Consider the following 26,312-nt stretch of genomic DNA (forward strand, 5'->3'; position numbering starts at 1 on the left):
GGTCCCCCGGAATCCGTCTCGGCCGCTTCGTCCGCCCCGCGCCTGGCGGCTGTCACGGGGAGTTCCGGGCGGGGGCGGTGGCCGGGAAGAGGCGCTGGCGTAGGGCGAGGCTGACGTAGACCAGCGCGACGAGGACGGGTACCTCGATCAGTGGTCCGACGACACCGGCGAGCGCCTGGCCGCTGGTGACGCCGAAGGTGCCGATCGCCACGGCGATGGCCAGTTCGAAGTTGTTCCCGGCGGCGGTGAAGGCGAGGGTGGTGGTCCGCTCGTAGCTCAGCCCGATCGCCCGGCCGAGGCCGTAGGAGCCGGCCCACATGATCGCGAAGTAGGCCAGCAGCGGCACCGCGATCAGCACGACGTCCCACGGCTGGCTGGTGATCGCGTCGCCTTGCAGGGCGAACAGGACGACGATGGTGAACAGCAGTCCGTACAGGGCGACCGGGCCGATCCTCGGCAGGAACGCGTCCTCGTACCAGGTGCGGCCCTTCGCGCGTTCGCCGAGGCGGCGGGTGAGGTAGCCGGCGAGCAGCGGGACGCCGAGGAAGATCAGTACGTTGCCGGCGATGTCCCACCCGGAGACCTGCAACGCCGCTCCGGAGAGGCCGAGCCAGCCGGGCAGCACGGAGAGGTAGAACCAGCCGAGTACGCCGAAGGCGAGGACCTGGAAGACGGAGTTGAGGGCGACCAGGACGGCGGCGGCCTCCCGGTCGCCGCAGGCGAGGTCGTTCCAGATGATCACCATGGCGATGCATCGGGCCAGGCCGACGATGACCAGGCCGGTGCGGTACTCGGCGTGGTCGGCCAGGAAGGTCCAGGCCAGGGCGAACATGACCGCCGGGCCGATCAGCCAGTTCAGCACCAGGGAGGAGAAGAGCAGGCGGCGGTCGCCGGTGACGGTGTCGAGCCGGTCGTAGCGGACCTTGGCCAGCACCGGGTACATCATGACCAGCAGCCCGACGGCGATCGGCAGCGAGATTCCGCTGACCTCGACCGCTTCCAGGGCGGTGTTCAGGCCGGGGACGACGCGGCCGAGCAGCAGCCCGGCGACCATGGCCAGGCCGATCCACAGTGGCAGGAGCCGGTCGAGCCGGGAGAGCCGGGCGACGAAAGGTGCCGGGCGGGCGGTGCGGGCGGTGGTGGTGGTGGTGGTCACGCGCTCGCCGGGATCCCGACTTGGAGCAGGCTCGCCAACTGCCGCATGATCCCCGGTCGCGCCCGGTAGTAGACCCAGGTTCCTCGGCGCTCGGCGTCGACCAGGCCGGCCGCACGCAGCGTCTTGAGATGGTGCGAGATCGTCGGCCCGGACAGGTCGAATGCCGGGGTGAGTTCACAGACGCAGATCTCCCCGGCCGGCGCCGAGGCGATCATCGACATCAACTGGAGGCGGACGGGGTCGCCGAGCGCCTTGAAGGCCGGGGCGAGCACGGCGGCGGTCTCCGCCGGGATCCGCTGCTCGCTGATCGGCGTGCAGCAGGGCATCCCGGCGTCGAGGTCGGTGAGAGTGAGTCCCGGCGGCTGCTTCGACATGTGTCTAGGTTGACAGATCTCGAAACAGCGTGCAAGTCTCTGATTCGAAGAACGTCGAGACAGCCCCGAGCCACGCCTCGGCACCACCTGGACTGCTGTTTCGAGTATCTTGAAGATAGAGGAGTTGTGATGATCGACCGTCTGGAAGACCTGCCCGTGGTCGTGATCGGTGCCGGTCCGGTGGGCCTGGCCGCCGCCGCTCACCTCCACCAGCGTGGGCTGCCGTTCACCGTTCTGGAGGCCGGTGACGGCCCTGCCGCCGCTGTCGCCCAGTGGGGGCACGTACGGCTCTTCTCGCCGTGGCGGTACAACGTCGACCAGGCCGCCGCCGGACTGCTGCGCGACGCCGGCTGGGTCGAACCCGACCCCGAGATCCTGCCGACCGGCGGCGAACTCGTCGCGGACTACCTACGACCGCTGGCGGACCTGCCCGCGATGAAGCCCGCCATCCGGTACGGGACACGAGTGGTCGCGGTGACCCGGCTCGGCCTGGACCGGCTCCGCACCGCCGGGCGAGAAGCCACCCCGTTCCTGCTCCGGCTCGCCTCCGGTACGGACCTGCGCGCCCGCGCGGTCATCGACGCCTCCGGCACCTGGACCACCCCCAACGTGCTCGGCGCCGCCGGCATCCCCGCACACGGAGAAACCACCGCCGCCGGAGTCGTCACGCACGCGCTGCCCGACGTGCTCGGCGCCGACCGGGACCGGTTCGCCGGAAAGCGGGTCCTGGTCGTCGGCGCCGGCCACTCCGCCGCGAACACCCTCCTCGCCCTCGCCGCACTCGCCGAGCAGGCACCCGACACGAAGGTCGGCTGGGCGATCCGATCCACCAGCCCGGCCCGCACCTACGGCGGCGAAACCGCCGACGCCCTACCCGCCCGCGGTGCTCTCGGCACCCGGCTGCGTGAACACGTCGAAGCCGGCCGCATCGACCTCGTCACCGGCTTCTCCGTGCACCAGCTCGCCCCGGCAGCCGACGGCGCGGTGACGGTGTCCGACGGGACCCGGACCCTCACCGTGGACCGGATCGTGTCGGCGACCGGCTTCCGACCCGACCACTCCATCACCACCGAACTCCGCCTCGCCCTGGACCCGATCATGGGCTCCACCCGGGCCCTCGCCCCGCTGATCGACCCCAACCAGCACTCCTGCGGCACCGTCCCACCCCACGGCGTCGACGAACTCGCCCACCCCGAACCCGGCTACTACGCCATCGGGGCGAAGAGCTACGGCCGCGCCCCGACCTTCCTGATGGCCACCGGCTACGAACAGGCCCGCTCCGTCGTCGCCGCCCTCGCCGGAGACTGGACGGCGGCCCGCGACGTCCAACTCGAGCTACCCGAAACCGGGGTCTGCAACAGCAACCCGATCCTCCACGACAACACCATCACCGCCAGCGGTGGTGGCTGCTGCGGCACCCCGGCCGCCGACACCACCACGACCAGCGGCGGACGCGGACTCGCCACCGGCATCTCCGGCGGCCTCCTCGCCGCACCCTTGCCCCTCGTCGGCACCTCCACCTCACCCGGCACGGACTCCGCCGGCGGCTGCTGCGGCACCTCCACCTCACCCGGCACGGATTCCGCCGGCGGCTGCTGCGGCAACTGACCCATGCCGATCACGGAACCGGTGGCCGCCCGACGGGACGGTGGGCGCCGGGCCCGGTTCCCCGGCTGGCGGATCGTCGCCGCGCTCGCGATCACCCAGACCGTCGGCTACGGCACCCTCTATTACACCTTCGCCGTCCTGCTCCAACCGATGGCCGCCGACCTGCACGCCTCGACCACCGCGGTCACCGGCGCGTTCACCGCCGCCGTACTCGCCTGGGCGATCCTGGCGGTACCCGTCGGCAGATGGCTCGACCGCCACGGCGGCCGGGCCCTGATGACCACCGGCTCACTCCTGGCCACCGGCCTGCTCGCCGCCTGGTCCCAGGTCCGCACCGTCACCCAGCTCTACCTCGTCCTCGTCGGCATCGGCCTGGCGATGTCCATGGTGCTCTACGAGGCGGCGACCGCCGTCATCGTCTCCTGGTTCGACCCCGAACGCCGACCCCGGGCACTGCTCGCCATGATCGTCGTCGCCGGCTTCGCCAGCACCATCTTCCTGCCCCTGACCGGACAACTCGTCGCCCACCACGGATGGCGCACCGCCCTGCTCATCCTCGCCGGGATCTACGGCGTCATCACCATCCCGCTGCACGCGGTCCTCGTCCGCAAAGCCCCACGCAGCACGGCGACCGCCCCGCACACCTCCCCGGCCGTCCGGGCCGCCGTCGTCCGGGCCGCCCTGCACGACAGCCGCTTCTGGTTCCTCGCCATCGCGTTCGTCGCGCACAGCGCCGCGATGAGCACCATGACGCTGCACCTGGTCGGCTTCCTCACCGACCGCGGACATCCGACCACCTTCGCCGCCACCGTCGCCGGGCTACTCGGCGTCCTGTCGGTCACCGGCCGCCTGGTCCTCACCGGCGCCCAACGCCGGATCCGGATGACCACCCTCGTCGCCACCGTCTTCGGAATCCAAGCCGCAGCCGCCTTCTGCCTACCACTGGTCGCCGCCAACCGGATCGGCGCCATCATCGCCGTCACCGCGTTCGGATTCGGCTTCGGTGTCGCCAGCCTCGCCGCACCCGCCCTACTCACCGACCGGTACGGCACCACCGCCTACGCCACCATCGCCGGCATCCTCGCCACCCCCGCCACCGTAGCCAGGGCGTCCACCCCACTGGCCGCGGCTGCGCTACTCGGCGCCACCGGCGGCTACACCCCGGTCCTCACCGTCATCGGGGGAATCTGCTGCGTCGCCGCCATCGGAATCCTCGCCCGAGCCGGGACACCCGTACTCCTGCCGGACGGGCAACCGGAGCGACGGGCACCGCTCGACCCCGTCGCCGGTGGCCCGGTCGCCAGCGATTAGGAGAGGTGTTACCTGGGCTCAGCCGCGTGGTGCGTACATGATCACGACAACGCCGAGCAGGCAGATGGCGGCGCCGGTGATGTCCCACCGGTCCGGGCGGAACTTGTCCACGACGACGCCCCAGGCCAGGGAGCCGGCGACGAAGATTCCGCCGTACGCGGCCAGGATCCGGCCGAAGTTCGGATCCGGTTGCAGGGATGCGGCGAACCCGTACGCGCCGAGAGCCACGATCCCCGCGGCGATCCAGAGCACTCCGCGATGCTCCCGCCAGCCCTGCCAGATCAGCCAGGCACCTCCGATCTCGGCCAGCGCGGCGAGCACGAACAGGGCAAGTGAACGGGCGAGAATCACGAGGAAGACCGTATCGAGACGCTCTCCGGTACCCGCTCGACGGGCTGCCCGCCGCAGGAGCACTCGCCACCGGCGCAGTGGCCGCGGTGCCGGCGCACCCGCCTGGACGCCCACCACCAGGCCGCACCCGCCGCGACGGCCAGCCCGACCGCGACCGCCGGCATCGCCCGCGCGACGGCGGCCCAGCCAGCGCCGCCGAGAAGCCCGGCCGCCACGAGCAGCGGAAGCGCGCAGCAGGCCGCACACGCGATCCCGGCCAGCCCGGTCAGACCGGACGGCAGCATTCGACGCAGGTCAAACCTCGACACGATCGACTCCCTCGGTAAGTTCGACGAACGGCAGCGGGCAGCACGGACTGTCCGCGCAGACGACCAGGTCGTCGCAGCCGGCCGCGACCGCCTGGCGCAGGGTCTCCCGGATCACGACAAGATCGGCGATCTTCCGCTCGACCTCGACGAGCTTGCCCCGCGCACGGGCCTGCAAGCCGGCATCGGCCCGCCCGCCGTGCCGGTGGGCACCCACGTTCAGCAGTTCGGCGACCTCGTCCAGGGTGAACCCGAGTCGCTGCGCGGTCTTGATCACCCGCAGGATCGTCACGGTCTCCGGCGGGTAGAGCCGATGCCCGCCCAACGTCCGGTCCGGCTCGGCCACCAGACCCCGCCGTTCGTAGTAGCGCAGGGTCTGCTGATTCACCCCGGCGGCCTCCGCCACCTGCCCCGATCGCAGCCCCGTCGTGCGGGGGGCCGAACCGTTACCGCTGCTTGTCGTCATCGACGATCACCGGGCTCCGCACGCGCGGCGAGCGCGTCCAGCACGGCGACCCGCCCCGCCGGCACCGCCACGTCCAGCGTGAGCCGCCCAGCCGTGGCGCCCAAGGTGAAGGTGAAGAACGAACAGCAGGCGGTCTCCCGAACCACCAGATCCGCCGCCCGCGCGGCCACCGCCGGCTCCGGCCGCAATTCCAGCCGTACCCGCAACGGGTCAACCCGCTCCACCCCACGCACCGCCGAGGCGAACAGCTCGTCGAACTCCGTCAGCCGCAACGGCCGCTCCGCCGTCGGCAACGTACACGCCTGCGGCGGCCACGACCCCTCGACCAGCACCTTCGTCTCGGTCATGCCACGACGGTAACCCTGTACCCGGGTACCGGATGCAAGTCGCTCGACTGTCCGCGCCCGGACAACTGCCCTCACCCGGCGCCCGAGCCGGTATCGGCCTCGCCCGGCGCCCGAGCCGGTATCGGCGTCAGCCGGAGAGCAGTTGCCGGGCCTGGGCCAGGGTGGTCGGCTCGCCGTGGCTGTCGGCGTACCACTCGTAGTCGTCGTCGAGCAGGTCGCGCATCATCGCCAGGTCGAGGCCGTCGTCGGGGCCGCGCAGGTGCGCCGGTGGCGGATAGAAGCAGTCGCCGAGCAGTACGACCCGGGCGTCCGGGACGTACACCACCGTCGAGTCGGGGGCGTGCGCGCCGCCGACGTGCCGCAGCCGTACGCCGACCGGCAGGGTCAGCTCGTCGGTGAAGGTGCGGGTCGGCGGCAGGATGGTGAAGTCGGCCCAGTCGTCCATGGCCAGCGCCCGGGCCCGGAAACTCGGGCCGAGTCGCGGGTTCTCCCGCACCTGTTCGCGCAGGTAGCGGTGGCTCCACGGCCGGGTCGCCTCCTGTCGGAGCAGTTCCCGCCCGGCGACCTGCCCGACGATCTCCACGTCCGGCCAGGCGCACGCGCCCCAGACGTGGTCCCAGTGGTGGTGGGTGTAGACCAGCCAGCGGGCCGGGGGCAGCCCGGCGGCCCGCATCGCCGCCTGGATCGCTCGGGCGTGCGCGGGGCTGTGTCCGGCGTCGACCACGACGCTGCCCCGCTCGTCGGCGACGACCGCCACGCCGGCCTGGACGTTTTCCGGGTCCGGGTCGCCGAGCGAGATCCAGACCCGGCCGGCGAGCTGCCGGATGGTGATGCCGTCGATGATCGCGCGACCTCCGCAAGGCGGGCCCGGGGGCGGACCGGGGTGGATTGCCCCACACCCTATCCGCGCCGCCCGACGGCCGGGGATACCGTACGGCGTACCAGGTGGAAGGGGCGGCGATCGTGATCACCCGTACCGATGTGCAGGACGCGGCGAGCCGGATCGCCGGGCACGTCCGGACGACCCCGGTGGCCCGGGTCGAGCCCGACCTCGCCGGACCGGCCGGAGCGCTCTGGTTGAAGCTGGAGTACCTGCAACACTCGGGGTCGTTCAAGGCACGCGGCGCGTTCAACCGGGTGCTGGCCGCCGCCGAGCGCCGCGAACTGCCGGCCGCCGGGGTGGTCACCGCGTCCGGTGGCAATGCCGGCGCCGCCGTCGCGTACGCGGCGAGGTCGCTCGGCGTACCGGCCGAGGTGTACGTGCCGACCGCCGCCCCCGCCGTCAAGGTCGACAAGCTGCGCCAGCTCGGCGCCACCGTGGTCCCGCACGGCACCGAGTACGCCGAGGCGTACGACGCCGCGGTCAAGCGGGCCGCCGACACCGGGGCGCTGTTCTGCCACGCCTACGACCAGCCGGAGATCTGCGCCGGTCAGGGCACGCTCGGGCTGGAGCTGCTGGAGCAGGTCGGTGAGCTGGACACCGTACTGGTGGCGGTCGGCGGCGGCGGGCTGATGGCCGGGGTGGCCGCCGCACTGGAGGGTCGGGCCCGGGTGGTGGCGGTCGAGCCGGAGGGCGCCTCGGCGCTGCACGCCGCGCTGGCGGCGGGCGGGCCGGTCGACGTACCGGTCGCCGGGGTGGCCGCCGACTCGCTCGGCGCCCGCCGGGTCGGCTCGATCGCGTACGAGGTGGCGGTCCGGGCCGGGGTGCGGAGCGTGCTGGTCACCGACACACAGATCGTGCAGGCGCGCCGACTGCTCTGGAGCCACTACCGGGTCGCCGTCGAGCACGGCACCGCCGCCGCGATGGCCGCGCTCACCTCGGGGGCGTACCGGCCGGTCGCCGGGGAGCGGCTCGCCGTGCTGCTCTGCGGGGCCAACACCGACCCCGCCGACCTGGCCGGCTGACCGGCACCCGCCAGCGCCGACCGTACCCGCTACCGCACCACTCGCAGGGCGGCGCGGCGCCGGGCGTACCGGTTCGGCCAGTCCGCCTCCGGGCCGAGCAGGGCGGCGAGAGTGGCGGCGTCCCGTTGCGCCTGGCCCGCGCAGCAGTTGTTCAGCAGGACGTGCAGCTCGTCGGTCTCGGCGGCGAGGTCGCGCAGCCGCTTCGCCCAGTCGGCGAGTTCGTCGTCGCCGTAGGCGTACCGGAACCGGCCCTCCCGGTCGCCGGTGGTCCACTCCGGGCTCTGGCCGTGGAACCGCATCACCGCCGGCTCGGCCGTGGCCAGCAGCAGCGGCGGGATCGACCACTCGTGCCCCTGCGGCATGTCGACGCTGACCATGGTGATGTCGTGCCGGGCGAGGAAGCCGACGGTGTCCGGGCCGTTGTCGCCGTCGAACCAGGACGCGTGGCGCAGTTCGACCGCGACCCGCCAGGGCCGGCAGCGCTCGGCGGCGTCGAGGATCCGCCGCTTCGCGGGCTCACCGTGCGCCAGCCAGGGCGGGAACTGGAACAGCAGTACGCCGAGCTTGCCGGCTCCGGCGATCGGCTCGACGGCCTCCCGGAACCGCTGCCACAGCTCGTCGTAGGTCGACGCCGGCAGGTCACGGCGGCGTACCCGACCGGTGTCCCCGCCGTCCGGCCGCAGGTCCCGGGGCAGCGCCGCCAGCTCCGCCCCGTGCCCGGTGAACAGGCCGAACGCCTTCAGGTCGAAGGTGAAGTCCGGCGGCGTACGGTCCGCCCAGGCCGAGGTCGTCTCCGGCACCGGTACGGCGTGGTAGGTGGTGTCCACTTCGACCAGACCGAACCGCTCGGCGTAGTAGGTCAGCCGCCCGGCCGGGCTGTTGGCCGACCGGGGATACCAGCCGGACGCGAGCAGCGACCGATCCGCCCACGAGGAGGTGCCCACCTTTATCTCGCCCATGTGCACAGTCTCTCCCCACCGGCCACGGTGGTCGAAACCCACCGACCCGGCACAACCCGGAGAACTACTCGATCGTGGACAGCCCCGCTGGCTGGGCCTGGACGAGTACGCCCGGATGGGGCGGCATCCGGTGGTCAGCACCGTGGAGATCCCGGGTACCGGGCACGACGTACACCTGGACAGCCCGGACCGGTGGCGAGACGTGCTCGGCGATTTCCTGGACTCGGCACCACGGCGGCGGACCTGACGCCGCCACCCGTTATCGAGAACGACAGTTCCGACAAATCATATGCTGGTGCGGTGACGACCAGCGGTTCCGACGGCCACCGCCGGGCACACACCGGTCGGCGCCGCAACGAGGAGGCCCGGCAGGCGATCCTCGACGCGGCGCTCCGGCTGCTCACCACGCCGCACGACGGCGGGCTGACCGTCGACGTCATCGCCCACGAGGCCGGGGTCGGCAAGCAGACGATTTACCGCTGGTGGCAGTCGAAGGGAGCGGTCCTGTTGGAGGCGCTGACCGACTGGAGTGACTCGCTGGTGCCGGTACCGGACACCGGATCGCTCCGGGAGGACCTCTGCGGCTACCTCGCGGACACGTTCCGCCGGGCGGGCGAGCCGGCGACGGCGGCGGTGCTGCGTACCCTGGCCGCCGAGGCGGCCCGTGATCCGGGCACCGCCGACCTGTTCCGGCAGTTCACCGAGACCCGCCGGGACGCGCTGCACGCCATCGTCCGGCGGGGCCGGGAGCGTGCTGAACTCGGCCCGGAGCTGGACCTCGAACTCCTGGTCGACCAGGCGTACGGGCTGTTCTGGTATCGCTTCCTGCTCGGGCACGGGCCACTGGACCAGGAGACCGCCGTCCGACTGACCGACGCCCTCATCCGCACATGAGATCGCTCCATGTCGTCGCTCGACAACCAACAGTAATGACAACCGGCATATCGTCTGGCCGGGTGCTCGCGTGTCATGCTGGCCCGTCGGGAGCCTCCGGCTGCGATGCTCGGGCCCGGAGCCCCGCCGAGCGACCCAACGAGGAAGGCCAGCACGCGAGCCGATGAGTTCCGAACACGCGCACAGCCACCTGCCCCGCCCCGGCCGGCCGACCAGCCGCGCCGCACGCCGGCTGAGTCTGGCCCTGCTGATCCCGGCGGCGCTCCTCACCCTCGTGTCGATGGTGCTGCTGTGGCCCCGGGACACCCCGACGCCCGGTCCGGCCGACGGGCCGATCCAGGTACTCGGCACGGTCGTCGCCGTCCAGTCGACCCCGTGCGCCGCGCCGCCTGACGGGGAGGAACTGCCGACCGGCGCCCCGACCGACTGCGGCACGGTCACCGTGGACCTGACCGAGGGCATCGGGGCCGGCCAGCGGGTCAGCACCGACGTACCGTCCGGGCCGGGCGCGATCCGGGTGGCCGCCGGGGACGAGGTGGTGCTGCTCTATCTGGAGGAGAGCCCGGAGCGACAGTACTCGATCATCGACCACCAGCGCTCCACCCAGTTGTGGCTGCTCGGCGCGGTGTTCGCGCTCGCCGTCCTCGCCTTCGGCCGGTGGCGCGGCCTGAGCGCCCTGGCCGGGCTCGGGCTCACCTTCGCGGTGCTGCTGATGTTCATCGTGCCGGCCATCCTCGACGGGCGCTCGCCGCTGCTGGTCGCCATCGTCGGCGCGGCGGCGATCATGCTCACCGTGCTGTACCTGACGCACGGGTTCAGCATGACCACCACGGTCGCGGTGGCCGGCACGCTGGTCAGCCTGACCATCACCGCGGGCCTCTCCGCAGTCGCCACCGCCGCCACGCACCTCTCCGGGATCGCCGACGAGACATCGAACTACCTTTCCATCACCCAGGGCGAGGTCAACATGCGCGGCCTGCTGCTGGCCGGCATCGTGATCGGCTCCCTCGGGGTACTCGACGACGTCACCGTCACCCAGTCGGCCACGGTCAGCGAACTCGCGCTGGCCAACCCCGGGTACGGGTTCCGGCGGCTCTACTCGGCGGCCACCCGGATCGGCCGGGCGCACATCGCATCGGTGATCAACACGATCGTACTGGCGTACGCCGGTGCCTCCCTGCCGCTGATGCTGCTCTTCGCCGCCGACACCGCCACCCCGGTCGGTGAGCTGCTCACCAGTCAACTGATCGCCCAGGAGCTGGTACGCAGCGCGGTCGGCACCATCGGGCTGATCGCCGCCGTACCGATCACCACCGCCCTGGCGGCCCTGCTCGCCGCCCGGCGCGGCATCGAGGAGGAGGCCGCTCCGGTACCCCCGATCCCGGCCTCGCCCACTCCGGACGCGGCACCACCTCCGGCAGCGGCGGCCCGGCATGGCGCGACCGAGGTCGGAGAGCCGCCGTCGACGTCGACACCAACACCAACGCCGGCACCGGCACCGGCACCAGCAGCGGCAGCGACGCCGGTGGGGGCGTCGAGTGGGCCCGGGTCGGTGACGGGAGCGGGCGGCGACACGCCGGAGAACGATCCGTGGATGGCCTTCGTCGATCGTCATCCGGACGGGAAGCGGTAACGCGACCCGGGGCAGCGGGGGCGGCTCGGCGTACCTGTCCATGGGCCGCACCCGCCGGGCAGATCGGTGTGTTCCGGGCACCGCCAGCGGGTTTTGGACACCGGGACGATGGCGGCGAGACGGCCGTCGTGTCACCGTACGGCCGTCGTGTCACCGTCGGGCTCACCCGGGTCCGTCCACTGCGGACGGCGGTGTCCGAAGGGAGCGGGGCAACGGGCTCGGTCCCCTCGACGGCGCCGGCCCGGCCGCGCGGTGGCGGATCGAGGCGCTCGACGGCGAGGGCTACCGCCTGGTCAACGCCGACGGGGCGGTCGCCGCCCTGGCCGGTACGCCGGACCGGGTGCTGCCGCTGACCCCGTGACCCGCCGACGGACCGCGCACCGGTCCGCGTTCGTCGGGCTGGACATCAGCCCGGGGTCGGCGGGTTGGCGTCGGCGGCGGCCCGGACGAACTCCCGGACCCGAGCGGTACTGTTGGTGGCCAGCCAGATCGGGCCGCGTTCGATCGGCGGCGCGTCGGAGATCGGCACGTACGCGAGGTCGGGGCGGGGATAGTAGCGCCGGCTGTGCTCGCCGACCGGCAGTATGCCCCGGCCGAGCGCCACCAGCGAGAGCATCTCGGAGAAGGTGTTCCCGACCGGCCCCTTCGGCACCGGCCGGCCCGCCGGGGTGTGCTCGGGCGTGCGGTCGCGCTTGAACTCGGCGGAGGTGACCGCCGGATACTGCACCACCGGATGGTCGGCGAGGACCTCCAGGGAGACCGACGCCGCACCGGCCAGCGGATGGCCGGCGGCGACCGCGAGGACCCGTCCCTCGGAGAGCAGCGCCGGCCCGTTCGCCATGCCGTCGAACGGGTACGAGGCGATCAGCACGTCCACGGAACCGTCCAACAGGCTCGACCGGGTGTTCGCGAGCTGCGCCTCGTGCACCTCGACCTCGCACTCGGGATGCCGTTCGGTGAAGAGGTTGACCGCCCTGAGCAGCAGCGGTGCCGTCCCCTCCCCCAGGAACGCCACCCGGAGCCGGCCGGTGACGTTGCGCCCGGCGTCGACGGCCCGGCGTACGGCCTCGTCGATCCCGGCCACCAGCGGGGTCAGGTCGGCGGCCAACTGCCGCCCGATCGGGGTGAGCCGGACGACCCGGCTGGTACGCGCGAACAGCGGCGCGCCGATCCGGCGTTCGAGCTTTTTCACCACGTGGCTGATCCGCCCGGTGGTGACCCGGAGCCGCTCGGCGGTACGCCCGAAGTGCAGCTCCTCGGCGAGGGTCAGGAAGGTCTCGATCTCGTGTCGTTCCAGCACGTCGGCGGCCCCTCGTCGCAGCCATCGTCGAAGTCACAGGTGAGTCATCGGTGAGGTCATCGGTCGAAGGCATCGTTGAATCTGGCTCAACGATGGTAGTCCGATCACGGCTTGGTCCCGGTCGCCGTGCGGTGGATCGTAAGAGGCGTCACCGGCGGACCGGGTTCCGGCCGGCCAGTACGCCGAGCGGCGGAGGTCGGCCGGCTCAGCCTGGATCCGGAGCCGGTCACGGCAGCGTGGTCCGACAGGAGGAAACAATGGGCAGCACCGAGATCACCGACCACCCGAGCGGTCTCGACACACCGCCGACGGAGCCCGGCGAACGGCTCCGGCCGATCGTCGATGCCCGGGACGTACGGCGCGACGTCGCGCCGGCGGCGAGGTGACGACGATGAAGGTGAAGGCGTTCGACCATCTCGTACTCACCGTGCAGGACGTGGAACGCTCCCTCGCGTTCTACTGCGGAACCCTCGGCCTGGCACCGGTCCGGGTCGAGGAGTGGCGGGCCGGCAAGGTGCCGTTCCCGTCCGTCCGGATCACCCCGGAGACGATCATCGACCTGCTGCACGGCCAGCGGGGCGAGTCGAACGTCGACCACATCTGCCTGGTCGTGGAGCCGCTGGACTGGGCCGAGGTGATCGAGTCGGGCGTCTTCACCGTCCTGGAGGGGCCGGTCGGCCGGTTCGGTGCGCGCGGCGAGGCGATCTCGATCTACATATCCGACCCGGACGGCAACACCGTCGAGCTGCGCTGGTATCCGGAGGACCGTACGGGATAGCCCCGAGCGGGACCCGGCCCCTGGTCGGGCGGGGTGGATCGGCGGATCGGCCGGGCCGGGTCGGCCGGTCGGCCCTGGTTGTCGACGGTTTTCGCGTCCCTCGCGAATACGTCCATGATCTTTTCGGCGGGATACGCGATACGGTCCTTACCACCGCGGCGTGCACGCGCCCCGACGCACGTCGCCACCACCTGGGGCATCGTGCACGGAGGACAAACGAATGACCAATCGGTCGGATCGCACACCAGGCGGGAGACGCCGGCTCGTCGGCGTGACGGCGGCAGCCGTACTCCTCGCCGCTCTGCTGCCGGGGACGGCATCGGGCCAGGAGCCCGCGCCGGACCCGCGGATCGGCCTCGGTCCGGGATGGCTGGACGCGCAGAGCGCGAGCAGCAACCTCGAACTGCTGGCCCACCGCGACAAGCCGGCGGGCTTCGTCAACCCGGCCAACCCGGGTGACTTCGGCTATGCCGGATCGGATCTCGCCTTCGGCGGCGAGCACGCCTTCATGGGCAACTTCAACGGCTTCAACGTCTACGACATCTCCCAGCCGGCCAACCCGACCCTGGTCACCAGCGTGGTGTGCCCGGGTGGGCAGGGCGACCTCAGCGTTTACGGCAACCTGCTCTTCATGTCGGTCGAGGAGACCCGTGGCCGCCTCGACTGCGGTACGGACCCGGCGGCCGGCACCCGCTTCCAGGGCGTACGCGTCTTCGACATCAGCGACGTGACGACCCCGGTGCAGGTGGCCGCGGTGCAGACCTGCCGAGGCTCGCACACGCACACCCTGGTGACCGACCCGGACGACAGCGCGAACGTCTACGTGTACGTCTCCGGCACCGCCGGCGTCCGCCCGGCGAGCACGATGGCCGGCTGCAACAACACCCCGGCGGCCGGCGACAACCCGGCCCGGTGGCGGATCGACGTCATCAAGGTCCCGGTGGCGACCCCCGAGCAGGCCGCGATCGTCAGCGGTCCCCGACTCTTCACGAACCCGCAGACCGGTGCGGTCGACGGACTCCAGAACACCCCGCCGGCCCCGACCCACCCGTCGGGCAGCGGCTGGAGCCCGTCGCCGGTGACCGACGCCTGCCACGACATCACCGCCTATCCGGAACTCGGCCTGGCGGCGGGCGCCTGTGAGGGCAACGGCATCCTGATCGACATCTCCGACCCCGTCAACCCGGTAAGGATCGACGAGGTCTCCGACCCGAACTTCGCGTACTGGCACTCCGCGACGCTCAGCAACGACGGCAAGAAGGTCATCTTCACCGACGAGTGGGGCGGCGGTACCGGTGCCCGGTGCCGGACGACCGACCAGCCGCAGTGGGGCGCCAACGCGATCTTCGACATCGTGGACCGGAAGATGCGGTTCGCCAGCTACTACAAGCTGCCGGTGCCGCAGACACTCCAGGAGAACTGCGTCGCACACAACGGCTCGCTGATCCCGGTGCCGGGGCGGGACATCCTGGCCCAGGCGTGGTACCAGGGCGGCATCTCGCTGCTGGACTTCACCGACTCGGCCAACCCGCGCGAGATCGGCTACTTCGACCGGGGGCCGATCAGCCCCACCTCGATCATGCTCGGCGGCTTCTGGTCGGCGTACTGGTACAACGGTCAGGTCTACGGCAGCGAGATCGCCCGTGGCTTCGACGTCTTCGGGCTGAAGCCGAGCGAGGACCTGAGCGCGGCGGAGATCGCCGCCGCCCGCGAGGTGCGCCTGCCGGAGTTCAACGCCCAGCACCAGACCAGGACCACCTGGGCGCCGAGCTTCGCGGTGGCCCGGGCCCGCTTCGACCAGTTGGCCCGGACCTGCACCTCGACCGTCTCGACGCGGCACAACGGCCCGCTGACGGTCACCGGCGTCACCTGCCTGACCGGGGCGACCGTCTCCGGCCCGGTCACGGTCCGCCCGGGTGCCTCGCTGCTCGCGCTCGACTCGACGATCTCCGGCCCGGTGTCGGCGTCGAACGCGGCCGCGGTGCACCTCTACGGGAGCACGGTGCGCGGACCGGTGAGCATCACCGGTACGAAGGCCAGCGCCGCCATCGTGCAGACCGAGATCTCCGGACCGGTCGTACTCACCTCGAACCGTACCGGGACAGTCGAGCCGATCGTCGCGGACAGCACCGTACGCGGCCCGTTGAGCTGCACCGGCAACTCACCGGCGCCGATCAACCTCGGTACGGCCAACACGGTGCAGGGGCCGGTCGCCGGCCAGTGCGCCAGTCTTGACTGACGCACGGTAGGCACCGCTGGCAGTGGGGGCGTGTCCGGTCGGGAGTACCCGGCGGGGCACGCCCCTCGGCGCGTTTCCAGGTGGCTCAGCCGGCCAGCTTGGCCAGCAACTCCTGGAGGCTTCTGATCTCGATCGCCTGGTCGGCGTTGACCTCGCGGGCGAACCGGTCGGTCGCCGGCTCCAGCCCGCCACCGGCCGCGTAGAGCTGCTGCACCATCGTCAACGCCCCGTTGTGGTGCCGGATCATGAAGTCGACGAAGAGCCGGTCGAACTCCCTGCCCCGGGCCTGCCGCAGCTCACCCATCTGCTCCGGGGTGAGCATTCCCGGCATCACCCCGGCATGCCCGGCGTGCTGGGTGTGCGGACCGGGTACCTCCGCACCGCGTTCGGTCAGCCACCGCTCCATCTGCGCCGTCTCGTCCCGCTGCGACGTCTGGATCCGACCCGCGAGCAGCGACACCTCGGGGCTCTCCGCACGGTCGGCGACGAGCGCGGTCATCTCCAGCGCCTGCGCGTGATGCCCGATCATCCGTTGCATGAACTGCACGTCGGACCCGGTGTGCGCCGGAGGCGGCGGCAGCTTGGACTGCTCCGCCGGGGAGAGGATGCGGCCGGCCTGACCCGGCGCCCCGGGTTGGACGACCCGGGTGGCGGCGGCCGGTTCGGCGGGCGGGTCCCCGGTGAACCGGAGCACGGCGAACAGTCCCACGCCGAGGGCGACGACGGTGGCCGGCACGGCGATCAGGAGGCGGCGACGGGACGGGAACACTATTCGATCACCGTAGCCGACATCGTTCCCAGCGGCGAGAGCAGGCAGGACGTCCGCAGCCGACCGGACAGCCGCAACTGACCGGTCGGCTCGGCCGAGGCGCCCCCTCGCGGACTGTGTGCGTCACCGCAACAGATCGACGCATGTCGACTCGTACGCCGACCGGTCGGCATCACCGGTCGAGCACGATCGAACCCGGCCGACGGCGGCACCATAAGTTTCTATTATCTGCGGTTCAAGAAACCCGCATTTCCGCCTGCTGCGTTTGATCCACGGACGGGCCGGTCCATACGGTGTGCGTGCGGCGTACGGAACGGCCCGCGCGGCACCGATTTCGACCTCCGGGCGTTGTCGGGTCGCCAGCCACCGGAAGACGGTCGTCCGTCACGGCAGCCGGAACCCCCACCGGTCCGAGCCGCAGCGCATGACTTCGGGAGGTTCATACACATGCGACGGTCGCACCGCGGTCGCGCCTCCATCGATTCCGGCCAGCGCCGCCGCCTCCTCGCCGTGGCCGCCGCTCTCGCCGTGTTCGGTGGCCTGGTCGGTGTCACACAGATCTCCAACGCGGAGAGCCAGCAAGCCGCACCCGGCTGCGAGGCCAGCTCGCCGCCGTCCGCCGGCGCGTCCGAGAGTCCCGGCGCCGCCGGGAACGACGCGTCCGCCGAGGCGTCGCCGCCGGCCTCCGCCGAGAAGTGTCCGGCGTCGACCAGCCCGGCCACGCCGCCGGGTACCCCTGGCGGAGCCAGTCCGGGTGGCGGCGGCCTGAACACCCTGGGCGACGACTGCAAGGCGAGTGACCTTCCCGCGCACACCGGCTTCCAGGACGGCGGCCGGTGCGTGGTGACCGCCTTCGGTGAGGTGGGTACCGCGGAGCAGAACCCGACGCTGCTGATCGCCCAGGCGCCGCGGACCGTACGCGAGGGAGAGCCGTTCCGGCTGGTGGTGAGCACCCGCAACCTCGTCCGCGACCGGTTCCTGCCGGCCGGGCGGGGTGGCTACTACCTGGAGTCCTCCCTGCTCAACGACGAGGGTCTGGTCCGGGGCCACTTCCACACCGCCTGCCGGATGCTCACCAGCACCCGGGAGGCGGCCGACCCGGCTCCGGTGCCGGCGTTCTTCGTCGCGACCGAGGACGGCAAGGGCAGCGACGAACCGGACTCGGTGATCATCGAGGTGCCCGGCCTGCCCGCCGGTCTCGCGCAGTGCTCGTCGTGGGCCGGTGACGGTTCACACCGCATCCCGATGATGGTGCGGGCCAACCAGATCCCGGCGCTCGACTCGGTCCGCATCCAGGTCGAGCCGGCCGAGGAGGAGCCACCGGCGACGGAACCACCGGCCCAGGAGCCTGGTAACGAGGAACCCGGAAACGAGCAGCCTGGCAACGAGCAGCCCCCGGCCGGCAACCCGGGCGACGAGGAGCCGCCCGCCGGCAACCCAGGCGGCGAGGAGCCGCCCGCGGGCAATCCCGGCAACGAGCAGCCGCCGGCCGGCAACCCGGGTGGCCAGCAGCCACCGGCCGGGCAGCCCGGCGACGACTCCCCCGAGCAGGAGCCGGACCAGCAGCAGCCGGGCAAGGGGCAGGAACCGGCCGGCCAGAAGCCGACTCCGCAGAAGCCTGCCGGTGGCGGGGCCAGTCCGACCACTCCGGCCACCGAGCCGGCGACCGAGGAACCGGCAGCGGGCGACACGAACGTCGCCCAGGGCCCGCCCGCCCGGGACAACGCCGAGACGGCGACGTCCGGTGGTGGCGGTGGCCTGGCGCTCACCGGTACGAACACCATCGCCTTCCTCGGGCTCGGTGTGGTGTTGCTGATCGCCGGTGCGGCCTTCCTCTACCTGAGCCGCCGACGCCGGACGGTACGACGCTGACGCTGGTCGGCGGAGCGACACAAGTTCGAGGTGTACTCGAACCGACCCGGTAGCGGATGACGCTCGAACCGACTTAGTGGCGCATGACGCGAAGGCCCGGCTCGTCGACAGACGAGCCGGGCCTTCGTCCGGGCCGGCCTGGGCGGGCCGGATCAGGCGATCTCGAACCGGTCCAGGTTCATCACCTTCACCCACGCCGCCACGAAGTCCTGGACGAACTTCGCCCGCGCGTCGTCGCTGGCGTAGACCTCCGCCAGCGCCCGCAGCTCGGAGTTCGAGCCGAAGAGGAGGTCGGCCCGGGTACCGGTCCACTTGACCTCGCCGCTGGCCAGGTCACGACCCTCGAAGGTGTTCGCGTCCTCGGACGTCGCCGTCCACGCCGTACCCAGGTCGAGCAGGTTGACGAAGAAGTCGTTGGTCAGCGTCCCCGGGGTCGTGGTGAGGACGCCCAGCGACGACTGCTGGTGGTTCGCACCCAGCACCCGCAGACCGCCGACCAGGACGGTCAGCTCCGGCGCGCTCAGGGTCAGCAGGTTCGCCCGGTCGACCAGCAGGAACTCGGCCGGCAGCCGGTGGCCCTTGCCGAGGTAGTTGCGGAACCCGTCCACCGTCGGCTCCAGCGGCGCGAAGGACTCCACGTCGGTCTCTTCCTGCGACGCGTCCGTACGCCCCGGCGTGAAGGGCACCTCGACCGGCTGGCCGGCGTTCTCGGCGGCCAACTCGACGGCGGCGGAGCCACCGAGCACGATCAGGTCGGCGAGCGAGACCTTCTTGCCGCCGCTCTGGGCGGAGTTGAACGCCTGCTGGATCCCCTCCAGGGTGTGCAGCACCCGGGCCAGCTCGTCGGGGTTGTTGACCTCCCAGCCGTTCTGCGGCTCCAGCCGGATGCGCGCCCCGTTGGCGCCACCGCGCTTGTCGCCGCCCCGGAACGTCGAGGCCGACGCCCACGCGGTGGAGACGAGCTGGGAGACCGTCAGCCCCGAGGCGAGGATCTGGCTCTTGAGGGTGGCGACGTCCGCGGCGTCGACCAGTTCGTGGTCCACCGCCGGGATCGGGTCCTGCCAGATCAGCGTCTCGGTCGGGACCTCCGGGCCGAGGTAGCGGACGACCGGGCCCATGTCCCGGTGGGTCAGCTTGAACCAGGCCCGGGCGAAGGCGTCCGCGAACTCCTCCGGGTGCTCCAGGAAGCGCCGCGAGATCTGCTCGTAGACGGGGTCGAACCGGAGCGCGAGGTCGCTGGTCAGCATCCGCGGCTCGCGGTGCTTCGCCGGATCGTGTGCCTCGGGCACCATGTCGCTGCCCGCGCCGTTCGTGGGACGCCACTGGTGCGCGCCGGCCGGCGACGTCATCAGTTCCCACTCGTACCCGAACAGGATGTGGAAGAACTCGTTGTCCCACCGGGTCGGGTGGTAGGTCCAGGTCACCTCCAGACCGCTGGTGATCGCGTCCGCACCCTTGCCGGTACCGAAGCTGCTCTTCCAGCCCAGGCCCTGCTCCTCGATCGGGGCGCCCTCGGGCTCCGCGCCGACGTGGTCGGCGGGACCCGCACCGTGGGTCTTGCCGAAGGTGTGGCCGCCGGCGATCAGCGCCACGGTCTCCTCGTCGTTCATCGCCATCCGGCGGAACGTCTCCCGGATGTCCCGGGCCGAGGCGATCGGGTCCGGGTTGCCGTTCGGGCCCTCCGGGTTGACGTAGATCAGGCCCATCTGGACGGCGGCGAGCGGGTTCTCCAGCTCGCGGTCACCGGTGTAGCGGTCGTCACCGAGCCAGGTGGTCTCGGGGCCCCAGTAGACGTCCTCGTCGGGCTCCCAGACGTCGGCCCGGCCACCGGCGAAGCCGAAGGTCTTGAAGCCCATCGACTCCAGGGCGACGTTGCCGGCGAGGATCATGAGGTCGGCCCAGGAGAGGCGCTGCCCGTACTTCTTCTTGACCGGCCAGAGCAGGCGGCGGGCCTTGTCCAGGTTGCCGTTGTCCGGCCAGCTGTTCAGCGGCGCGAAGCGCTGCATGCCGGCGCCGGCACCGCCGCGGCCGTCACTGATCCGGTACGTGCCGGCGCTGTGCCAGGCCATCCGGATCATGAACGGGCCGTAGTGGCCGTAGTCGGCCGGCCACCACTCCTGGGAGGTGGTCAGCACCTCCGCGATGTCCCGCTTCACGGCGGGCAGGTCGAGGGTCTTGAACGCCTCGGCGTAGTCGAACTCCCCGCCGAGCGGGTTGGCCACGGCCGGGTTCTTGGCGAGGATCTTCAGGTTGAGCTGGTTCGGCCACCAGCCGCGGTTGCCGCCACCCTGGGTCGGGTGGGGGGCGCGCCCGTGCGCGACCGGGCAGCGGGACTCGCTGCCCGCCTCCGCGTCGTGGACGACGGCGTCGTGGTTCTCGGACATCTGGTTCCTTCCGTGACTTCGCGGATCAGAGGGATCAGGAGCGGATCAGAGGGATCAGGACTGGCCTGCGCTGGAGGATCGGGGCTGGCCTGCGGTGGAGGTTCGGGGCTGGCCTGCGGTGGAGCAGTCGGGGCAGCGGCCCCAGTAGATGACCTCGGCCTCGTCGATCGAGAAGCCGTCGTCGTCGGACCCGGTCAGGCAGGGCGCCTCGCCGACGGCGCAGTCGACGTCGGAGATGCGACCGCAGGACCGGCACACGGCGTGGTGGTGGTTGTCCCCGACCCGCGACTCGTAGCGGGCCACCGAGCCGGACGGCTGGATGCGCCGGATCAGACCCGCCGCGGTGAGCGCGTGCAGCGAGTCGTAGACGGCCTGGTGGGAGACGTCGGGAAGATCCGTACGCACGGCACCGATGATCGAGTCGGTGTCGGCGTGCGGGTGCGCGTAGACCGCGTTCAGCACGGCCACCCGGGGACGGGTCACCCGCAACGCGGCCCCGCGCAGTAACTGCGGGAAGTCAACGGGCGCCAGCACGCCTCGCAGTCTGCTCACTTATCTGGAATCAGTCAAGAATATGGGCTCGATGTCACGCGTGATCCCCGAACCCCGCTCGGCCGCCGAACCACGCCGGCCCGGGACCTTCCGGTCCCGGGCCGGCCGCGCGGCATCCGCTACTTGATCAACTTCCACGGGCCGTTCGGGTCACCCGGCGTCTGGTTCCGGGTGTACCACTTGGCCTCGTAGACATGGCTCCGGTAGGACACCCGGTCGCCCGCCTGGTAGACGGTGCTGGGCGTCCAGGCCGCCGGGCTGCCGTCCGGTGCCGGCGGGGCGATCTCCGCCCAGGCACCGGTCGGGTTCCCCGGTGCCTGGTTCCGGGTGTACCAGCGGGCCCGGAAGATCTTCCCGTCGTACGTCACCACGTCGCCCGAGTCGAAGATCCGGGACGCCGTCCAGATCGTGACACCCTCCTCGGTCATGGCCAGTTCCTGCCACGGACCGTTCGGATCACCCGGCTTCTGGTTCTTCGCATACCAGGAGGCCAGGTAGACCCTGCCCTGGTAGCTGACCCGGTCACCGCTGTCGTAGACCTTCGACGCGCTCCAGGCCGCCGGCAGTCTCACCGTCACGGTGCCGGTGCCCTGCGCCGGGTCGAGGTGCTCGCTCCCGGAGTACGACGCGGTGAGCCTGTGCTCGCCGCCCGCGAGGCCCACCGGCAGGGTGAACGTCGTGCTGCCACCGGAGAGCGTCGCCGAGCCGCGCATCGTGTCGCCCTCGCGCACCTCCACCGTGCCGGAGACCGGCGCCGTGCCGGCGGTGACCCTGACCGTCACCGTCGCCGCCGTACCCCAGTCGACCGTGGCCGGGCTGACGGTCACCGTCGGCGCGCCCTTGGCGGTACGGAACACCGCCGGCTGGGCCACCGCCGTACCGTCGTCGGCGCTGCGGGCCGAGACGATCCAGGCGTACGAGGTGCCCGGCACCAGCCCGCCCCAGGTCACCGTGGCGGTGCCGTTCGCGTTCACCTCGTCCGTCCCGATCACGCCGGACGGCACGTACGCGGCCAGCGAGTCGGTGGAGAACGAGGTCTTCCGGCTGGTCAGGTCGACCGGCAGGGTCAGGTTGTCCTCCGCACCGTTGTAGCGCGGCGTGGTCTGGCTGCCGTCCGCCCGGATGTCGTACTCGGTCGCCCCGAAGTTCTCCAGCAGCGGCGAGTACGTGTCGATGGACATCTCGGCGCGCTCCACGTCGAACTGCATCAGGCGCAGGAAGCTCGCCCCGAACTGCAACCGGTCGGTGGCCTTGTGGTCCGGCGTACCGTCCCGGTTCAGGTCGATGTTGCCGGCCGCGTCGACCAGGTCGGGCCAGAGTTCACCGGCCGGCACCGTGTAGAACTGGTAGTCCGCCAGCAACTCGACCACGTCGTGCGTCACGGTGACGCCGACCTTTGTCTTCAGGTTGGTGCCGACGCCGTGCTCGTGCCCGGCAAGCACCAGGAAGACGTTCGGGTTGTTCTCGACGACCAGCTTGTAGAGCGGCGAGCCGTCCGGCGCCGAGAAGGCCGCGCCCCGGCCGTCGGGGTTGGTCGACGGCTTCAGGTAGTCGTGCGAGAGCAGGATCCCGTTCCGGTCCTTGTAGCGCTTGAACACCGAGTCGGCCCAGCGGGCCTCATCCGGCGTCACCCCATAGGACAGGCCGACGGCGACGAAGTCCAGGCCACCGGCGGTGAAGAGGACGTAGTTGTTCTGGTTGTCCCGGCCGGGCGTGACGGTGCCGTCGGGCTTGGTCACCTCGTCCCAGGCGTGGTATTCGGCGCCCGCCGGCCACCCCTTCGCCACCTGGTAGTACCGGTCGGCACCGAACGTCCGGCTGAACCGGGAGTCCGGGCCGGTCTCGGCACCGAGCTGGTTGTCGTGGTTGCCGGCGATGACCTGGTTGACCACGCCCTTGTCGTCGAGGATCCGCTGGTAGCTGGAGGCGCGGTCGAACTCCCGGTCGACCTGCTCGTTCAGTCCCGGCCGCTGCAACGAGCCGTCCGGGTTCTTGGCCAGCGGGTCGTAGTAGTCGTTCTCGATCACGTCACCGGTGTGCGCGGTGTACGCGATCTTGCGGCCCGCCGCGTTGTCGGCGATCCACTGGGTCTGCCCCCGGTACGCCGCAGCGAAGATCGCCTGCTCCTCGGCCGTCTGGATGTCCGACGGCTCGGCCCGGCCGTCGAAGTCGTCGTACGTGCCGCCGGCCGCGCCCTCGCTCAGGTACTGGGTGTCGGTGAAGTGCGCGAGCGCGAAGTCGTACGTCGCCGGGTCCTCGAACCGGTCCTTGTCGTTCTGCGCCGAGGAGTCGCGCGGGGAGAGGTCGTCGGCGAACGGGTCCTCGCCGGTGACCAGCACGTGCACGGTGCCGCCGTCCCGGTAACCCTCGGTCAGCGGGGCGGTGAGCACGGTGCTCTGCCCGGCCTGGCCCCGGGAACTCGTCAACACCACCCACTTCTTGCCGGCCGGGTCCCAGACCCGCAGCGCCACCACCCGCTTCGGGTCGGCGGTACCCTCCCAGCGCAGGATCGGCGTCTCGTCGGTCGCCCCGAGCTTCAGGTCGTACCGCTGGAACACCACGTCCCGGCTGGACGGGGTGTCGATGGTCCGGCCGTCGAGCGGGCGCAGCGAGCCGACATCGACGCTCTTGTCGTGCGCCACGTCCAGCGTGGTCGGCACGGCGGACGCCTCGCCCTGGTAGCCCGCCGTCGGGAGCACCAGGTCCGCCCTGGTGAAGGTGGCGGTCAGCGGTACCCCGTCCTCGCCGGGGATCTTCGCGGAGAGCGTGGCCGACGGCGCGTTGCCACCGGCGACGGCCGCGCCGAGTTCGGTCGGCACGTCCGGGATGCTCGCGCTGGTGAACCGCACCTCCCGGGTGGCCGTGTTGCCGAGCGTGTCGGTCGCGGTCACCGCCAGGGTGTGGTCGCCGGCGGGCAGGCCGTGGCCGATCTGGTCGCCCTGGGCGACCGGCTTGCCGTCCAGGGCGATGGCGGGCGTCCCGGCCACCCCGGTGGCGTCGGTGACCCGGACGTCCAGCGCGACGGTCGCGGTCAGCCGCTGGCCCGGCGCCGGGACGCTGCTCTGCACCACCGGCGCGGTGTTGTCGACGGTGAAGTGCCGGGTCGAGGTCTTGTCGCCGACGGTCGCCCGGATGGTGTGCGCGCCGTCCGAGATCGCCGTCGTGTCCACGTCGGCCCGCTTGCCCAGCGCCCGGAGCGCGGAGCCGTCCTCGGCGGTGACGTCGAACAGGATCGCCTTGGTCAGCGTGGCGTTGTGGCTGCTGCCGCAGGTGCCGTCCCCGACGTGCACGGTCACCGGCGCACCCACCGGATAGCTGGTCGAGCCGATGGTGACGGTGGTCCCGGCGATCATCCGGGTCAGTTGGGTCGCCTTCCCGCTGACCGGGGCGAGCTGGAAGTCGCGCAGCGTGAAGTCGTCGTAGTTGTCGCAGCCACCGGGTCTGGCGCTGCCGTGGTCGCTGCCGGCGACGAACTCCAGCACGTTGACGCCGGGTACCAGCCACTCGTTCGGGAACGCGAGGTCGGCGACCTCCTTCTCCCAGACGCCGAGGTCCAGCGGGATGCCGTTGACCAGTACCTTGTTGTCGAATCCGTTGTCGGCGCCGTTGCCGCCGACGAAGACCTTCAGGTGCGCGTCGCCGCCGCTGCCCAGGGTGTCGATGGTGCGGGTGGTCGGCGCGCCCTCGACGGTGAAGTGGAACTCGGCCTCCTTGTTGGGGCCGCAGGTCCCGTCGCCGAGCGCGAGCGAGGCGTCGGTGGTCGCCGCCTTCGTCACCGTCGAGCCGGTGGTGGTGACCAGGTAGGTGGTGCCGGGCGTCACCGTCCCCGGCGTACTCAGCGCCAGGCTCACCGAACCGCGGGTGAGCCGGAAGTCGTCGTGGTTCGGGCAGGTCGCGCCGTTGGCGCTGCCGTTGTAGTCGCCGGTCCTGACCTCGACGACGTTGTCACCGGGCCGCAGGAACCGGGTGGGAAAGTCCAGGCTGACCTGCGCCGCACCGCTGACCGCGTAGTCGCCGCCCAGCTCGACCCGGTTCCCGTTCACCAGTACGTGGTTGTGGTACTTCGCCTCCATCGAGTTGCCGGCCTCGACCGTCAGGCCGAGGGTCGCGGTACCGGCGGCGAGCGTCTCCGCGTTCTCGGCGGGCCGGTCGTCGATGGAGAGCGACTCGACGGTGTCGGTACTGCCGTTCGGCAGCGCGGCGATCACCGGCCGGGTACCCCGGACCAGCGCGCCGTCGGCCGGGGTCAGCTTCGCCGCACCGGGAGCGGCGTTGTTGACCTCGACGGTGACGCTCTGCTTCGCGCCCGACCGGCTGGTCGCGGCGATGGTGTGCCGGCCGTTGTCGAGTTCGGTGGTGTCCAGCTCGGCGGTCAACCCGGCCGTACTGCCGGGCTCACCGGAGACGACGAAGGTGAGATCCTGGGTCAGCAGGTTCCGGCCACTGCCACAGGTGCCGTCGCCGAAGTTGTAGCTGAACAGGTTCTGCTCGCCGTCGGCGACCACGCCGAGCAGGCTGAGGTTGATGCCGCTCAGCGGGAAGTCGTCGTAGTTGTGGCACCGGCCACCCTCGCCGTACGGGAGTTGCTCGTAGCCGGTGGCGTTGGTGTTGGTGGTGTCGACCCAGGCCCAGCCGGCGTGCACGGTGACGGTGTTCACCCCGGAGCGCAGCCACGAGCCGGGGAAGGCCAGGCTGCCGCTGTTCCCACCGGGGATGGTGGGAAAGTAGATCCGGTCCGCCTCGGCGGTGTGGTCGTTGACGGTGAGGTAGTTGCGGTAGCGGGCCTCGGTGCCGTTGCCACCCATGTCGAAGCCGAACCGCGCCGTGCCGGCGGTCTTGTCGGCGTCGACCTGCTCGCCGTCGACGGTGAGGCTGACCACCGAGTCGTCCTCGCTGGTGGGCTCGGCGGTGACGGTGACGCTGCCGTCCAGGGTCTGCCCGTCGATCAGGTTGAGCACCGGTGCACCGGCGGCGGCCGGCGGCGGGGGTTCCTCGGCCACCGCCACCGGCGGCACGAGCGCCGGCCCGGTCCCGGCGACGAGCGCGACGACGAACACTGGCCAGAGCGCGCGCAGGCGTCTGGCGCCCACCCGCGATTGGTTCGACATG

The 26,312-nt window shown here is 71.7% G+C and carries 23 protein-coding genes; 10 read left to right on the forward strand and 13 right to left on the reverse strand.

The features are described from left to right. Nucleotides 1–52 precede the first annotated feature (52 nt). Both arsB and Pma05_RS25830 read right to left on the reverse strand, forming a co-directional pair. Nucleotides 53–1,156: an ACR3 family arsenite efflux transporter gene (gene arsB / locus Pma05_RS25825; protein ID WP_203860075.1), complete on the reverse strand. Its 1,104-nt coding sequence runs from the start codon at nt 1,154–1,156 to the stop codon at nt 53–55. Next, a complete protein-coding gene (locus Pma05_RS25830) occupies nt 1,153–1,530 on the reverse strand; it encodes an ArsR/SmtB family transcription factor (protein ID WP_203860076.1) in 378 nt (125 codons plus the stop codon). Before Pma05_RS25830 ends, arsB begins: the two co-directional genes overlap by 4 nt. A gap of 129 nt (nt 1,531–1,659) precedes the next feature. Between Pma05_RS25830 and Pma05_RS25835 the strand changes: the two genes are divergently transcribed. Continuing rightward, nucleotides 1,660–3,138, forward strand: a complete 1,479-nt coding sequence (locus Pma05_RS25835; protein WP_203860077.1) for an FAD-dependent oxidoreductase — start codon at nt 1,660–1,662, stop codon at nt 3,136–3,138. A gap of 3 nt (nt 3,139–3,141) precedes the next feature. Then, nucleotides 3,142–4,449 carry an MFS transporter gene (locus tag Pma05_RS25840; protein ID WP_203860078.1) on the forward strand — a complete coding sequence of 436 codons (1,308 nt, stop codon included), beginning with the start codon at nt 3,142–3,144 and terminating at the stop codon, nt 4,447–4,449. Between the two features lie 18 nt (nt 4,450–4,467). On the opposite strand, the gene Pma05_RS25845 is transcribed toward Pma05_RS25840, so the two are convergent. The 5 genes from Pma05_RS25845 to Pma05_RS25865 form a co-directional block, all read right to left on the reverse strand. Continuing rightward, nucleotides 4,468–4,800 carry a YnfA family protein gene (locus Pma05_RS25845; RefSeq protein ID WP_203860079.1) on the reverse strand — a complete coding sequence of 111 codons (333 nt, stop codon included), beginning with the start codon at nt 4,798–4,800 and terminating at the stop codon, nt 4,468–4,470. Then, entirely contained in the window at nt 4,797–5,108 is a 312-nt protein-coding gene (locus tag Pma05_RS25850; RefSeq protein WP_203860080.1) for a hypothetical protein, read from the reverse strand. The genes Pma05_RS25845 and Pma05_RS25850 overlap by 4 nt, the downstream gene beginning before the upstream one ends. Beyond that, a complete protein-coding gene (locus Pma05_RS25855; RefSeq protein WP_203860081.1) occupies nt 5,095–5,571 on the reverse strand; it encodes a MerR family transcriptional regulator in 477 nt (158 codons plus the stop codon). The genes Pma05_RS25850 and Pma05_RS25855 overlap by 14 nt, the downstream gene beginning before the upstream one ends. Further along, complete coding sequence (locus Pma05_RS25860; protein WP_239313068.1) at nt 5,568–5,918, reverse strand: hypothetical protein; 351 nt, start codon at nt 5,916–5,918, stop codon at nt 5,568–5,570. The genes Pma05_RS25855 and Pma05_RS25860 overlap by 4 nt, the downstream gene beginning before the upstream one ends. 127 nt (nt 5,919–6,045) lie before the next feature. Continuing rightward, nucleotides 6,046–6,675, reverse strand: a complete 630-nt coding sequence (locus tag Pma05_RS25865; RefSeq protein WP_239313071.1) for an MBL fold metallo-hydrolase — start codon at nt 6,673–6,675, stop codon at nt 6,046–6,048. Between the two features lie 188 nt (nt 6,676–6,863). Here Pma05_RS25865 and Pma05_RS25870 point away from each other — a divergent pair, with 188 nt between their 5' ends. Further along, on the forward strand, nt 6,864–7,823 hold the full coding sequence (locus tag Pma05_RS25870) for a threonine/serine dehydratase (protein WP_425567692.1): 960 nt from the start codon (nt 6,864–6,866) through the stop codon (nt 7,821–7,823). A 29-nt stretch (nt 7,824–7,852) separates the two neighbouring features. Here Pma05_RS25870 and Pma05_RS25875 read toward each other — a convergent pair whose 3' ends face one another. Continuing rightward, on the reverse strand, nt 7,853–8,782 hold the full coding sequence (locus Pma05_RS25875) for a DUF72 domain-containing protein (protein WP_203860082.1): 930 nt from the start codon (nt 8,780–8,782) through the stop codon (nt 7,853–7,855). Between Pma05_RS25875 and Pma05_RS25880 the strand changes: the two genes are divergently transcribed. The 3 genes from Pma05_RS25880 to Pma05_RS25890 all read left to right on the forward strand — a co-directional run bounded on the left by Pma05_RS25880 (nt 8,781) and on the right by Pma05_RS25890 (nt 11,309). Next, complete coding sequence (locus tag Pma05_RS25880) at nt 8,781–9,029, forward strand: hypothetical protein (RefSeq protein WP_203860083.1); 249 nt, start codon at nt 8,781–8,783, stop codon at nt 9,027–9,029. The two genes, Pma05_RS25875 and Pma05_RS25880, sit on opposite strands and share 2 nt — an antisense overlap. A gap of 53 nt (nt 9,030–9,082) precedes the next feature. Continuing rightward, complete coding sequence (locus Pma05_RS25885) at nt 9,083–9,676, forward strand: TetR/AcrR family transcriptional regulator (RefSeq protein ID WP_203860084.1); 594 nt, start codon at nt 9,083–9,085, stop codon at nt 9,674–9,676. A 163-nt stretch (nt 9,677–9,839) separates the two neighbouring features. Then, nucleotides 9,840–11,309, forward strand: a complete 1,470-nt coding sequence (locus tag Pma05_RS25890; RefSeq protein WP_203860085.1) for a YibE/F family protein — start codon at nt 9,840–9,842, stop codon at nt 11,307–11,309. A gap of 406 nt (nt 11,310–11,715) precedes the next feature. Here Pma05_RS25890 and Pma05_RS25895 read toward each other — a convergent pair whose 3' ends face one another. Continuing rightward, on the reverse strand, nt 11,716–12,609 hold the full coding sequence (locus tag Pma05_RS25895) for a LysR family transcriptional regulator (protein ID WP_203860086.1): 894 nt from the start codon (nt 12,607–12,609) through the stop codon (nt 11,716–11,718). A 257-nt stretch (nt 12,610–12,866) separates the two neighbouring features. Between Pma05_RS25895 and Pma05_RS43550 the strand changes: the two genes are divergently transcribed. From Pma05_RS43550 to Pma05_RS25905, 3 genes are all read left to right on the forward strand, one after another. Then, nucleotides 12,867–12,995, forward strand: a complete 129-nt coding sequence (locus tag Pma05_RS43550; RefSeq protein ID WP_275414752.1) for a hypothetical protein — start codon at nt 12,867–12,869, stop codon at nt 12,993–12,995. A gap of 5 nt (nt 12,996–13,000) precedes the next feature. Further along, the gene (locus Pma05_RS25900; RefSeq protein ID WP_203860087.1) at nt 13,001–13,387 is read left to right on the forward strand and encodes a VOC family protein; all 387 of its coding nucleotides are present in this window, start codon (nt 13,001–13,003) and stop codon (nt 13,385–13,387) included. Between the two features lie 220 nt (nt 13,388–13,607). Next, complete coding sequence (locus Pma05_RS25905) at nt 13,608–15,626, forward strand: LVIVD repeat-containing protein (protein ID WP_239313074.1); 2,019 nt, start codon at nt 13,608–13,610, stop codon at nt 15,624–15,626. A gap of 85 nt (nt 15,627–15,711) precedes the next feature. Here the strand turns inward: Pma05_RS25905 and Pma05_RS25910 are convergent, their stop codons facing one another. Next, nucleotides 15,712–16,395: a DUF305 domain-containing protein gene (locus tag Pma05_RS25910; RefSeq protein ID WP_203860088.1), complete on the reverse strand. Its 684-nt coding sequence runs from the start codon at nt 16,393–16,395 to the stop codon at nt 15,712–15,714. A gap of 447 nt (nt 16,396–16,842) precedes the next feature. Between Pma05_RS25910 and Pma05_RS42790 the strand changes: the two genes are divergently transcribed. Beyond that, nucleotides 16,843–18,267 (forward strand): LPXTG cell wall anchor domain-containing protein, encoded by a 1,425-nt coding sequence (locus tag Pma05_RS42790; RefSeq protein WP_239313077.1) that lies wholly within the window; start codon nt 16,843–16,845, stop codon nt 18,265–18,267. Between the two features lie 152 nt (nt 18,268–18,419). On the opposite strand, the gene katG is transcribed toward Pma05_RS42790, so the two are convergent. From katG to Pma05_RS25930, 3 genes are all read right to left on the reverse strand, one after another. Next, nucleotides 18,420–20,651 (reverse strand): catalase/peroxidase HPI, encoded by a 2,232-nt coding sequence (gene katG, locus Pma05_RS25920; protein ID WP_203860089.1) that lies wholly within the window; start codon nt 20,649–20,651, stop codon nt 18,420–18,422. 54 nt (nt 20,652–20,705) lie between these two features. Next, on the reverse strand, nt 20,706–21,182 hold the full coding sequence (locus Pma05_RS25925) for a Fur family transcriptional regulator (protein ID WP_203860285.1): 477 nt from the start codon (nt 21,180–21,182) through the stop codon (nt 20,706–20,708). A 140-nt stretch (nt 21,183–21,322) separates the two neighbouring features. Next, on the reverse strand, nt 21,323–26,311 hold the full coding sequence (locus Pma05_RS25930) for a carbohydrate-binding protein (protein WP_203860090.1): 4,989 nt from the start codon (nt 26,309–26,311) through the stop codon (nt 21,323–21,325). Between the last annotated feature and the right edge of the window lies 1 nt (nt 26,312).

Source organism: Plantactinospora mayteni (assembly GCF_016862935.1).
Classification (GTDB): domain Bacteria; phylum Actinomycetota; class Actinomycetes; order Mycobacteriales; family Micromonosporaceae; genus Plantactinospora; species Plantactinospora mayteni.